At 59.0% G+C, this 11,856-nt stretch carries 8 protein-coding genes and 1 pseudogene; 4 read left to right on the forward strand and 5 right to left on the reverse strand.

Going from position 1 to position 11,856, the window contains the following annotated elements; genetic code table 11:
- Positions 1-191: 191 nt before the first annotated feature.
- Together UIA24_RS08260 and UIA24_RS08265 are read left to right on the forward strand one after the other, a co-directional pair.
- Entirely contained in the window at positions 192-800 is a 609-nt protein-coding gene (locus UIA24_RS08260) for a response regulator transcription factor (protein ID WP_065758412.1), read from the forward strand.
- A complete protein-coding gene (locus UIA24_RS08265) occupies positions 797-4,126 on the forward strand; it encodes a transporter substrate-binding domain-containing protein (RefSeq protein ID WP_330522617.1) in 3,330 nt (1,109 codons plus the stop codon). The genes UIA24_RS08260 and UIA24_RS08265 overlap by 4 nt, the downstream gene beginning before the upstream one ends.
- 2 nt (positions 4,127-4,128) lie before the next feature.
- On the opposite strand, the gene UIA24_RS23275 is transcribed toward UIA24_RS08265, so the two are convergent.
- The 3 genes and pseudogenes from UIA24_RS23275 to UIA24_RS08275 form a co-directional block, all read right to left on the reverse strand.
- A complete protein-coding gene (locus tag UIA24_RS23275) occupies positions 4,129-4,566 on the reverse strand; it encodes a methyl-accepting chemotaxis protein (RefSeq protein ID WP_442963010.1) in 438 nt (145 codons plus the stop codon).
- A gap of 99 nt (positions 4,567-4,665) precedes the next feature.
- Positions 4,666-5,517 (reverse strand): annotated as a pseudogene (locus UIA24_RS23280) (PAS domain-containing protein); the annotation flags it as partial.
- Between the two features lie 25 nt (positions 5,518-5,542).
- The gene (locus UIA24_RS08275; RefSeq protein ID WP_330522619.1) at positions 5,543-6,562 is read right to left on the reverse strand and encodes a LacI family DNA-binding transcriptional regulator; all 1,020 of its coding nucleotides are present in this window, start codon (positions 6,560-6,562) and stop codon (positions 5,543-5,545) included.
- A 205-nt stretch (positions 6,563-6,767) separates the two neighbouring features.
- Between UIA24_RS08275 and UIA24_RS08280 the strand changes: the two genes are divergently transcribed.
- Positions 6,768-7,307: a gluconokinase gene (locus UIA24_RS08280; RefSeq protein WP_102052305.1), complete on the forward strand. Its 540-nt coding sequence runs from the start codon at positions 6,768-6,770 to the stop codon at positions 7,305-7,307.
- Between the two features lie 99 nt (positions 7,308-7,406).
- The gene (locus tag UIA24_RS08285; protein ID WP_102052304.1) at positions 7,407-8,759 is read left to right on the forward strand and encodes a GntP family permease; all 1,353 of its coding nucleotides are present in this window, start codon (positions 7,407-7,409) and stop codon (positions 8,757-8,759) included.
- A 37-nt stretch (positions 8,760-8,796) separates the two neighbouring features.
- On the opposite strand, the gene yiaY is transcribed toward UIA24_RS08285, so the two are convergent.
- Both yiaY and ilvA read right to left on the reverse strand, forming a co-directional pair.
- Complete coding sequence (gene yiaY, locus UIA24_RS08290) at positions 8,797-9,945, reverse strand: L-threonine dehydrogenase (RefSeq protein ID WP_330522620.1); 1,149 nt, start codon at positions 9,943-9,945, stop codon at positions 8,797-8,799.
- Positions 9,946-10,029: 84 nt separating this feature from the next.
- Entirely contained in the window at positions 10,030-11,592 is a 1,563-nt protein-coding gene (gene ilvA, locus UIA24_RS08295; protein WP_330522621.1) for a threonine ammonia-lyase, biosynthetic, read from the reverse strand.
- Between the last annotated feature and the right edge of the window lie 264 nt (positions 11,593-11,856).

The following is an 11,856-nucleotide window of genomic DNA, read 5'->3' on the forward strand; positions in this document are numbered from 1 at the left end:
ATCGTAGTTAGGCTTGCTTTACTTTGGCCGTAGGATTTTTCACTTAAACAACCTATATTTTTCTACGCTCCTATACTCTCCATACTCATTGGCTATTATTCTGCGTATCGTACGCTGCTTGCCGACAACGGCCTGGCGCGCCTTCCTGAGAGAATCAAGAAAAGGCCCACATTCACGACAAGGAGTTGCGCATGGCGAAGGTCTTAATCGTCGACGATCACCCCACTATTCGTATTGGCTTGAAGATGCTGCTGGAACAGCAGCGGCACCAGGTCCTGGGCGAGTGCGGCGACGGCGCAGAATCTATTCAGTTGGTTGAAAAGCTCAAACCCGACGTGGTCATTCTTGACCTTGGGCTGCCACGCCGTGATGGCCTGAGTGTGATCCAGCGTCTGCTGAAAGCGGATCAGCCGCCGCGCATTGTGGTGTACACCGGACAGGCAGCAGAGCTGTATGCCCGAAGGTGCCTGGATGCAGGTGCTTCCGCCTTTGTTCAAAAGGAAGAGACGGCCGACTCCCTGATGGCGGCCTTGAAAGCGGTTGTGTCCGGTTACTCTTACTTCCCTGACATGTCCTTGCGCGGCCCGATGACCACTGAGAAGCAGCGCCTGGAAGAGTTGTCCGCTCAAGAAATGGTCGTGTTGCGCTTGCTCGCCAAAGGCCGCTCCAACAAAGACATCGCTGACGACATTCAGCTCAGCCCAAAGACCATCAGTACCTACAAAACCCGAATCATGGAGAAGCTACAGGTCAATTCGCTGGTCGAAATGGTCGATCTGGCCAACCGTAATATGCTATGAAGCGCCCAAGGCTGGCCTTTCTGGCCTGCTGTCTGGTATTGCTGACAGCCAGTCACTCTTTCGCTGACAGTCAGGGCGAACCGCGTACGCTGCTCGCCCGCTCCTTGAGCAGCAGTAAACCCTTGTCGCTGTCGGAGGATGACCGTCAGTGGTTGAAAGACAAGCGCACGCTGGTATTGGGCACCTCGGCGCCGGACTACCCTCCGTTCGACATCAACCTCAGCCAGAACGACTATGAGGGCCTGACTGCCGATTACGCAGGCCTGCTCGGCGAGCAGTTGAAAATTCCGATTGAAGTGCAACGTTTCTCAAGCCGTCACGAGGCCATCGCCGCCCTGGATGCAGGCCGCATCGACCTGCTGGGCAGCGCCAACGGCTATGAGGCGGCAGACACTACGCTGATCCTGAGCCAGCCGTATGCCGACGACCAGCCCATCATTGTCACCCCACTGGGCAAACCCCGCAGTGCAGAGGACCCACTGGCAAACGTGACATTGGCCATGGTGGACCACTACCTGCCAGAGGCCGAGGTTCGCCAGCTTTACCCTGCTGCCCGCTTGCAACTCTATAACTCGACCCTGAGCGCCCTTTCTGCCGTGGCCTTGGGCCAGGCCGAGGCCTATTTCGGTGATGTCGTCAGTTCTGACTATCTGATTGGCCGGTACTTTCAAGACAGCTTGCGGATCTCGCATTTTGTCAAAAATGATCGAAGCAGCTTTTCCTTCGCGCTGTCACGCGACAATCAGACCTTGCTACGCCTGGTCAACCAGGCCCTGGGTAATATCGCTGACAGCGACCGCCTGAACGTACTACGCCGCTGGAGCAGCGGTAATGCGAGCATTCTGCTGAACCGAGAAGCGTCATCGCTGAATGCGACTGAGCGTGCCTGGATTGAACAACACCCCATCGCACGGGTTGCAGTGAACAGCACCTACGCGCCGCTTACGTTCATGGATGACAACCAGCACTTTCGCGGTATCACCGTTGACTTGCTGGAGCAGATCACATTACGCACCGGCTTGAGGTTCGAATTTGTAGAGGCCCCCTCGGTATCGGCAATCATCGAGCAGGTTGAACATGGCCAGGCTGACATAGCAGGGGCGCTGATGTATGGCCCGTCCCGGCAAGCCCGGCTCAATTTTACCCGCCCCTACCTGGCCAACCCCCAAGTGATTGTCACCAGCCTGCGCGAGGATGCACCGCAGAGCCTTGAGCAGCTCAAGGACCGACGCCTGGCGGTCGTGCGCGACTATGCGTTCAAGGACCAGTTGTTGAAGCAGCACCCGGATATTCAGTTGGTCGAGGCGCCCAATGCCATGGCGCTAATGGAGTACGTGGCTCAAGGCCGGGCAGATGCCGCCATCAGCACTCACCTGAATGCCGTCTACTTCACTCGCAGGTTGTTCAAGGACAGTCTACGGATCTGTGCAACGCTGGGTGATACACCGGTTACCGCCGCTTTCGCCACCGCGCCCGATGCCACGGTTCTGCATTCGATTCTTAACAAGGCGCTGCTGAGCATCCCCCCGGACGAGATGGTCCAGTTGACCAACCGCTGGCGAACCAATGCACTGATCAGCAATGACCGTTGGCAGAACTACCGTGCACTGATCCTGCAGATTCTGATCGGCGCCGGTCTGGTCATTGGGGCCATCTTTTTCTGGAACCACTACCTGCGCAAACTGATTCGACAACGTACCGAGGCCGAACAGGCACTTCAGGAACAGTTGGGTTTCAGCAAGCGCTTGCTTGAAGAGTTACGCGAAGCCAAAGAACAGGCCGATTCAGCCAACAAGGCCAAAAGTACCTTCCTGGCAACCATGAGCCATGAGATCCGAACCCCGATGAACGCAGTCATCGGCCTGTTGGAGCTGGCCGTCATCGATGCCGAACAGGATCGCGCAGACCCCGCTTCACTGAAGGTTGCCTCTGATGCTGCCAATGGCCTGTTGGAACTGATCGGCGATATTCTTGACATCGCCCGGATCGAGTCAGGGCACATGACCCTGACACCTCAGCCCACCGACCTGCTGGCCGTGATTGACGCGACCGTGCGCATGCATGAAGGCAGTGCAAGGCTCAAGGGGCTGACGTTGCGATCCGACTTGCAAAGGCCCTTGCCCGGCCTGGTATTGATCGATCCCCTGCGTTTCCGGCAGGTACTGTCGAACCTGTTGAGCAATGCCATCAAGTTCACCGAACACGGCCATGTCACCGTCAGCCTGCGCGCTGACAGCACCTCTTCAGACCCGCACATGGACCTGCAGCTTGACGTGGAAGACACCGGTGTCGGCATCAGTCTCGAAGACCAGGCCCGCTTGTTCAGCCCCTTTGTGCAAGCCAGTCATCAGCGCTCCCAGCAAGGTACCGGCCTGGGGCTGGTGATCAGCCGCACACTGTGCGAACTCATGGGTGGGCGCCTGACGTTGCGCAGCACACTTGGTCAAGGCACCCGGATCTGTATTGAGCTCTACCTGCCACGAATAGACCCCAGTAGCGTGGCAACCCTGCCAACCGAGGATGCTCCGCAGAACGGCATCAGTCCGAAGCTGAGCATTCTGGTCGTCGACGACTACCCCGCCAACCTGATGCTGCTTGAAAAGCAACTGAGCGTGCTGGGGCATGATGTCACCCTGGCGGATGATGGCAGCCGTGCGTTGCAAGCCTGGCAGAATCAGCGTTTCGATGTGGTTATCAGCGACTGCAACATGCCCATCATGGACGGGCATGAACTGACCCGGCGTATTCGCAGTGCAGAAGCCGAGAACAACCTGCCCCCCTGCTTGATCCTTGGCCTGACCGCCAATGCCCAAGCTGAAGAGCGAGAACGCTGCCTGGCCTCCGGCATGAATGACTGTCTGTTCAAACCCATCGGTCTGAACGAGTTGCGCCGCCAGTTGCAGACAGCCGGGGCCGGCCCTCAAGCCGATCCTGCACCTGCAAGCGGCCTTGGCCCTGTAGACAGCGCATCCAGCGCAGACAGCAGCGGCTTCGATATCGACAACCTGCGCTACCTGACGCTGGGCGATCCGAAACTGATCACACGCCTGTTGGGTGAACTGGCAGAGAGCAACGCCAAAGACCTTGAGGCACTGCAGTCACTTGGCGCTTCTCCCACGCATCAGGATGTGCGTGCACTGGCGCATCGGATCAAAGGGGGGGCCAAAATGCTCAAGGCCCGCGGCGTCGTGCAGTGTTGTGAAGCCGTAGAGCAGGCCTGTGCCGGAAAACCCTCGCAACAGGAACTGCACGCCCTGATCCTGAAACTGGAAAAGAGCATGACCGACCTGGATGCGCATTTGAATCAACGCACCCCAACCCACTAGGCTCACTTCAGCATGAGTGTCGAGTTGATCTGACTGATTGCATCGACCACGTGCTGCGAGCCTTGCTGGATCTCCAGAATCACCTCACCCGCCTCGTTTGCCAGCTCAACACCACGCCCTGTGCGAGACAGGCTCGACTGCATGCTCGCCACCGCGTTCAGCGACAGGTCTTGATTCTGCTGTACGACATCGACGATCTCCAACGTGGCCTTGCTGGTTCGTGAAGCCAGGCTACGCACCTCGTCGGCAACTACCGCGAATCCACGGCCATGATCGCCTGCACGCGCGGCTTCGATGGCCGCATTGAGTGCCAGCAGGTTGGTCTGGTCGGCGATACTGCCAATGGTCTGGACGATCTGCGCAATCAGCTTGGATTGCTGGCTGACGGCATCAAGGCTGCGCGCAGCCGCGTTGAGCTCTTCGGAGATCTCTTCGATCACGTGAACCGCCTGCTGGACGACCTGTGAGCCTTTTCGCGCACAGGCGTCGTTTTGCAATGAAGTCGCATGAGCAGCCTCCGCGGCAGACTGCTGGGTACTGACCTGAGCCGTGATGTCGCGGGCGAACTTGACCACTTTGTACAACCGTCCCTTGGTATCGAAGATCGGATTGTAGGACGCCTCCAGGTACACAACCTGCCCCCGTTTGTTGACCCGTTCAAAACGGTGCGAATGGTATTCGCCACGGTTCAACGAGGCCCAGAACTCCCGGTAAGTTGCCGACTCGCGCTCACGTGGCAGGCAAAACAGGCCATGGTGCCGACCGACCACTTCGTCCAGACGATAACCCATGGTCGTGAGGAAGTTTTCGTTGGCATGGATCACCCTGCCTTCGGGGGTAAACTCGATGACCGCCATGGAGCGGCTGATAGCATTTATCAGGCTCTTGGCCTCGTGCTCCTGGGTCACCCGTTGGGTGACGTTCGAGGCCACCTTGATGATACGGGTCAGCTGGTGGTCAGCGTCGAAGACCGGCATATAGCTGGCTTCAAGCCAAACCTCCTGCCCGGCCTTGGTCAAACGCGCAAATGTGCCGCTCAAGGGGTTGCCATGGGCCAGGTCACGCCAGAACTGGCGATAGGCTTCACTCTTGGCGAACGTTTCTTCGCAGAAGATACGGTGATGCTTGCCGTGTATTTCCTCAAGGGTGTAGCCCATAGTGAGGCAAAAGTTGTCGTTGGCCTCGAGTATCACCCCGTCCGGGCTGAACTCGATGATCGCCATGGATTGGCTGATAGCGGTCAACTTCCCGTTTGCATCAGCCAATGCCCGATTACACCGCTCGATTTCTGCAAGATCGGCCTTACGATGAGAATCAAACATGCCATTCAGCTCCTTGCCGTTTTTTGCCGAGCATAGATCACCCTTAGCCACTCGCAAGCAAAAAGCCATCACCCTGCATTCGTTCAGCACAGGCTCAGGTGCTTTCGCGAACAACCAGCTCGAAGCCCAGGTCCTGTGCCGGTTGCAGGCCTTTCTTGCCGTCCAGCACCGCCAGCAGTGCTTGCGCCGCACAACGCCCTACAGCGGCGCGTGGCGTTCGTATCGAGGTCAACCGGGGCACCAGATGAGCCGATGATGGCAAGTCGTTGAACCCCACCATCGCGACACGCTCTGGCACTGCAATCCCCTGGCGCAACGCTTGAAATATCGCGCCCTGCGCCAGGTCGTCGTTACAGAAGAAAATACCGTCGAGGTCAGGGTGTTGGGCAATCAACTGGCTGAACAGCTCACTGCCCAGGCCAATGGATGAGGGTTGTGGTGCCAGCAATTCCAACTCCGGCGCTTGCAGCCCCGCTTCGGCCAGCGCCTCTCGAAAACCTTCAGCCCGCTGCATGACACGAGGATCCAGCTGTGCGGCGATAAAGCCCAGCCGGCGTCGCCCCCGGGCCAACAGGTGTTGCGCGGCTGCGCGGCCAGCGTCGCGCTGGGAGAACCCTACCGAGATCACCCCTTCTGCGTTGCCAAGTTCCATCATGTGTACGCAGGGCACAGCACTGGCGCTCAACATCCGCTGCGCTGCCTCGGTGCGATCGAAGCCTGTAAGCAGAATGCCGCAGGGCTGATAGGCCAGGTAGTTGCGGATCAGGTTCTCCTCTTCGGCAAGGTCGTAGTGGTAGTTACCGATCAATACCTCCAACCCGCGCGGGCGCATGACCTCATGGATCGCTTCGAGCGTGTCGATGAACAAGTGGTTGGACAAGGACGGAATCAGCACGACCACCGACTGGCTTTGCGCCGAAGCCAATGCACGCGCAGCCGGGTTGGCGACATAGCCCAGTGTCGCCGCGGCCACCTGGACTTTTTCTACCAGCTCCGGGGCAACCGTACTGACACCGCGCAATGCGCGGGACGCTGTGATCGGGGAAACCCCGGAAAGCCTGGCCACTTCTGCCAGGGTGGGACGACCGGTAGTGCGGGAGCCGATTCGGGTCATGGGCCTGATATTTTTGTCTTGCAAAGAATGGGGAACGAGCACTAAGGTAGCGCTGTCTCATGCGTCAGGCAATGCAAAACTGCGTGCGTGCTGCAAGGAACACCCAGACTGCTAATACAAAATCAATAACATCTGGGCAGGTAGCGTCCGAGCCAATCTTTCTACCGGCCAAAGACAGCGCTATCTTGCTCTGCAGGAGGTACCGATGAACACTTCCCAGGCCGCGATAGTGGTAATGGGTGTAGCTGGATGCGGCAAGAGCCGCATTGGTTCAGCTATTGCCGAACGCAGTGGTGGGCACTTGATCGAAGGCGATGCCTTTCATCCAGCCGCCAACATCGAAAAAATGAGCGCCGGCATTCCACTCGACGACCACGACCGCGCCGGTTGGTTGATACGCCTGGCTGAAGAGTTGCAGGCTACGATCGCCGCAGGTGAACGCCCTATTCTCACCTGCTCGGCCCTCAAGCAACGTTACCGGCAGACCTTGCGTGATGCCGTGCCGGCGTTGTGTTTCGTCTTTCTCGAATTGTCCCCAGAAGAAGCCACCCGACGCGTCCGCGCCCGTCCGGGGCATTTCATGCCCGCCAGCCTGATCGACAGCCAGTTCGCAGCACTTGAAGCCCCCCATGACGAGCCGCTGACATTGGTGCTGGATGCCACCTTGCCGGTCGATCAGTTGGCAACCAGGGTGGACCAATGGCTAAAGCCCTGCGGTGAGTCGGTACTGGCGCAAACAGCCTGACCAAAGCTGATTTTCCGGCTCACCAAAGATAGCGCTATCTCACACATTTAAAGCACCACCCATACTGCCCAAAATAAAGACAATATGAGGCTCTGAACCATGTTCGGACTGGCAACTGACACGTACCTGCTATTGGACGCCCTGCTCACCATCATCGGCCTGGTGCTGCTGATTACCTACTTTAAAGTCCACCCCTTCGTCGCCCTGACACTGGCTGCCGGTTTCCTCGGCCTGACCTCTGGAATGCCGGTGGCCAAGGTGATGAAGTCATTTCAAGACGGTTTCGGCGGTGTGCTCGGTTTCGTCGGTATTGTCCTGGCACTGGGTACCATGCTCGGCAAACTGATGGCCGACTCTGGCGGGGCCGACCAGATCGCACAGACACTTATCCGTGCGTTCGGCAAACGTTACGTCCATTGGGCCATGATGTTCGCGGCCTTTCTGGTGGGCATTCCGCTATTCTTCGAGATCGGTTTCGTCTTGCTCATCCCGCTGGTGTTCATCGTTGCCCGACGCTCCGGTGTGTCGCTGATCAAGATCGGCATCCCGCTGCTCGCCGGCCTGTCAGTGGTACATGGGCTGGTGCCGCCGCATCCAGGTCCGCTGCTGGCGATTGGCATTTTCAATGCTGATATTGGCAAGACGATTTTCTACGGACTGATCGTTGCCCTACCGACGGCCATCATTGCCGGCCCGCTGTATGGCAACTTCATCTCGCGTTATATCCCAGGCTCACCCTCACAGGCATTGATGGAGCAGATTGCGCGTGAGTCCGACCAGCAGAACCTGCCGAGCTTCAGCGTGACGCTGATGACCGTGCTGTTGCCAGTGTTCCTGATGCTGCTGAAAACCTTCGCTGACGTTGTGCTGCCCGCCGAGCACATCTTCCGCCAGTGGATGGACCTGATCGGACACCCGATCACCGCCCTGCTCGCCGCGCTGTTGCTGGCGTTCTATACCTTTGGCTCAGCCCGCGGGTTCAACCGCCAGCAGATCATGAAACTGCTGGACCAAAGCCTGGCCCCTACTGCCGCCATCGTGCTGATCGTTGGCGCCGGCGGTGGCTTCAAGCAAATGCTGGTCGATACCGGTGTCGGCAATGTCATCGGGCAGATGGCCGTCCAGGCGCAGATTTCGCCCATCATGCTCGCCTGGCTGGTAGCGGCGGTGATTCGCATCGCCACAGGATCAGCGACGGTCGCAACCATCACGGGCGCGGGAATCGTTGCGCCGGTGATCGGGATGATTCCCGGGGTGAACCGCGAATTGCTGGTACTGGCCACCGGGGCTGGCTCGTTGATCCTGTCTCACGTCAACGATGCGGGGTTCTGGCTGGTGAAGCAGTACTTCAACATGACCGTAGCGCAGACGTTCAAGACCTGGAGCATGATGGAGACCATCCTCTCCGTGGTCGGCATCATCTTCATCATGCTGCTGTCGTGGGTGGTTTGATCAACGTGGCGCCGGGCTGACCGGCGCCAGCGTTACATCAGAACGCAGCCTTGAAGATGGCCTCAATCTCGGCCTGGTTCGCCGGGCGTGGGTTGGTCAGGCCACAGGCGTCTTTCAGCGCATTGGCCGCCAGCGTCGGGATATCCTCTTCGCGGGCACCGAGCACCGCCAAGCCAACCGGAATGTCGATAGCCCGTGCCAGGCTGACGATCCCGGCGATGGCCGCATCACTACCCTGCTCCGGGGTCAGGCCGTTGGTTTCGATACCCATGGCCGTGGCCACATCGCGCAAGCGCGTGGCACTGACGCTGGCGTTGAAGCGCTGCACATGAGGCAGCAGCACGGCATTACAGACGCCGTGCGGCAAGTCATAGAAGCCACCCAGCTGGTGAGCCATCGCATGCACGTACCCCAGCGAGGCATTGTTGAATGCCATGCCCGCCAGGAACTGCGCATAGGCCATGTTCTCGCGGGCCTTGAGGTCGGAGCCTTCGTTCACGGCCTGACGCAGGTTCTCGTTGATCAACGCTATCGCTTTCAGCGCGCAGGCATCGGTAATCGGCGTGGCTGCCGTCGACACATACGCCTCAATCGCATGGGTCAGCGCATCCATACCGGTTGCAGCGGTCAGTGACTTGGGCATGGCTACCATCAAGGCCGGGTCGTTGACCGACAACAGCGGTGTCACGTTACGGTCGACAATGGCCATTTTTACGTGGCGGGCCTCGTCGGTGATGATGCAGAAACGCGTCATTTCACTGGCAGTACCGGCCGTGGTGTTGATCGCAATCAGTGGCAATTGCGGCTTGGCCGAACGGTCGACACCTTCATAGTCACGGATATGCCCGCCGTTGGTGGCACACAGCGCGATGCCCTTGGCACAGTCATGGGGCGAACCGCCGCCCAATGAAATGACAAAGTCACAGCGCTCACGCTGCAGCAGGGCCAGCCCTTGCTCGACGTTGGCGATGCTGGGGTTGGGTTTGGCACCGTCAAAAATGGCGGCATCGATGTCGCGCACCGCCAACTGCTCGGAAATCCTCTCGGCAACACCGGCCTTGGCCAGGCCGCTATCGGTGACGATCAAGGCCTTGCGAAAACCGTAGCCGGCAATAGCATCCATTGCCTCTGCCAGGCAATCGATGCCCATGATGTTGACCGCTGGAATGAAAAACGTACTGCTCATGGTCCGATCCCTCATGCAATGTGCGATTGCACTCAGGATCTACCTGTAGGCTGAACGGCGTGTTGATCTGCGGCAACGCTGGGCTTAACCCAGAAACAACTGGTAGGCCGGATTATCCGTTTCGTCCCAGTAGCGATAGCCTATGGCGTCCAGCATCGCGGGTAACTCGGCACGTTCCTCTTCTGGCACCTCGAGAGCGGTAAATACCCGGGCCTCAGCCGCACCGTGGTTACGGTAGTGAAACAGGCTGATGTTCCAGCGCTTGCCCAGCCGTTCAAGGAACGCCAGCAAGGCGCCTGGGCGCTCTGGAAACTCAAAGCGCAAGACCCGTTCGTTGGCATTGGGGCCAGCATGGCCGCCAACCGTGTGACGAATGTGTAGCTTGGCCAGTTCGTTATCCGTCAGGTCGAGCACGCTGTAGCCCTGATCACGCAGGCTCGCCAACAACTGCGCACGAGGATCCCGCTGGGGGTGGGTTTGTACGCCCACGAACAGGCGAGCCTCCTTGCCGGGGTAGTAGCGGTAATTGAACTCGGTGATCTGACGCTTTCCCAGCGCCTGGCAGAACGCCCTGAAGCTGCCGGGTTGTTCCGGGATGGTCACCGCGATGATCGCTTCACGTTGCTCCCCCAGTTCTGCGCGTTCGGCTACGTGACGCAGTCGGTCGAAGTTGACGTTGGCCCCCGAGTCGATGGCCACCAGCGTCTGCCCCGTCACACCGCGCGACGCCACATACCGCTTGATGCCGGCGACAGCCAATGCGCCCGATGGTTCAGTGATCGAACGGGTGTCGTCGTAGATATCCTTGATCGCCGCGCAGATTTCATCGTTGCCAACCGTGATCACCTCATCCACGAAGTGACGGCACACGTCAAAACAATGCGCACCGATCTGCGCCACGGCCACACCGTCAGCGAAACTGCCGACCTGTGACAGTACCACCCGCTCCCCGGCCGCCATGGCCGCTTGCAGGCAGTTGGAGTCCGCCGGTTCTACACCAATGACCTTGACCTGCGGACGCAGGTACTTCACATACGCCGCGATCCCCGCGATCAACCCACCACCACCGACCGGCACGAAGATCGCATCCAGGTTGCCAGGCTGCTGACGAAGGATTTCCATGGCGACAGTGCCCTGCCCGGCAATGACGTCCGGGTCATCGAAGGGCGGCACAAAGGTCATGCCCTCGGTGTCGGCCAACGTCAGCGCATGAGCCAGGGCTTGAGGGAAGCTGTCACCGTGCAACACCACGTGGCCACCACGGGAACGCACACCTTCGACCTTCAGTTCAGGGGTGGTGGTTGGCATTACGATAGTGGCGGTCATGGCCAACTCGCGGGCGGCCAAGGCAACGCCTTGAGCATGATTGCCTGCCGACGCGGTGACCACGCCAGAGGCGCGCTGGGCGGCAGTCAAGGCACTCAATCGGGTATACGCGCCACGGATCTTGAAGGAAAAGGTGGGCTGCAGGTCTTCACGCTTGAGCAACACCTCGTTGCCCAAGGCAGCCGATAGTGCACGGGCCGATTGCAGTGGTGTTTCAATGGCCAGGTCATACACCGGTGCGGCAAGAATCCTGCGCACATAGTCCGACAGCATCGTGGTCAAGACGGTGGGTACGCTGGGGCAAGCGGTAAGGCTGGTCATCGGTGACTCCTGGTTTTTTTCAAAGTGCCCAGGAGAGAGAGAAAGAACCCGCCTCCAGGGCGGGTTCGGTGCAAGTGCCAGCTAGCCCGCCAAAACGATAATGGCGGTAATAATGCTGTGCTGAGGCAAATGCGGGAGTAAAGTCATGAGAAGGAAACTAGCTCAGGTCTCCCCCTCACGTCAACGACTTGTGCCAGGCCTGCTGCCCCGCTGGGCCTCAAGCGTCCGACCAAGCGATTGGACAAGCTTTCGGGCAACTGCTTG

Origin of the sequence: Pseudomonas sp. AL 58 (assembly GCF_036348395.1) — a bacterium.
Classification (GTDB): Bacteria; Pseudomonadota; Gammaproteobacteria; order Pseudomonadales; family Pseudomonadaceae; genus Aquipseudomonas; species Aquipseudomonas defluvii.

Bases quoted from the DNA above. Each gene is read 5' to 3' on its own strand.
- UIA24_RS08260 (WP_065758412.1), top strand. From the start codon at position 192: ATGGCGAAGGTCTTAATCGTCGACGATCACCCCACTATTCGTATTGGC.
- UIA24_RS08280 (WP_102052305.1), top strand. From the start codon at position 6,768: ATGAACACTTCCCAGGCCGCGATAGTGGTAATGGGTGTAGCTGGATGC.
- UIA24_RS08285 (WP_102052304.1), top strand. From the start codon at position 7,407: ATGTTCGGACTGGCAACTGACACGTACCTGCTATTGGACGCCCTGCTC.
- ilvA (WP_330522621.1), bottom strand. From the start codon at position 11,592: ATGACCAGCCTTACCGCTTGCCCCAGCGTACCCACCGTCTTGACCACG.
- UIA24_RS08275 (WP_330522619.1), bottom strand. From the start codon at position 6,562: ATGACCCGAATCGGCTCCCGCACTACCGGTCGTCCCACCCTGGCAGAA.
- UIA24_RS08265 (WP_330522617.1), top strand. From the start codon at position 797: ATGAAGCGCCCAAGGCTGGCCTTTCTGGCCTGCTGTCTGGTATTGCTG.
- yiaY (WP_330522620.1), bottom strand. From the start codon at position 9,945: ATGAGCAGTACGTTTTTCATTCCAGCGGTCAACATCATGGGCATCGAT.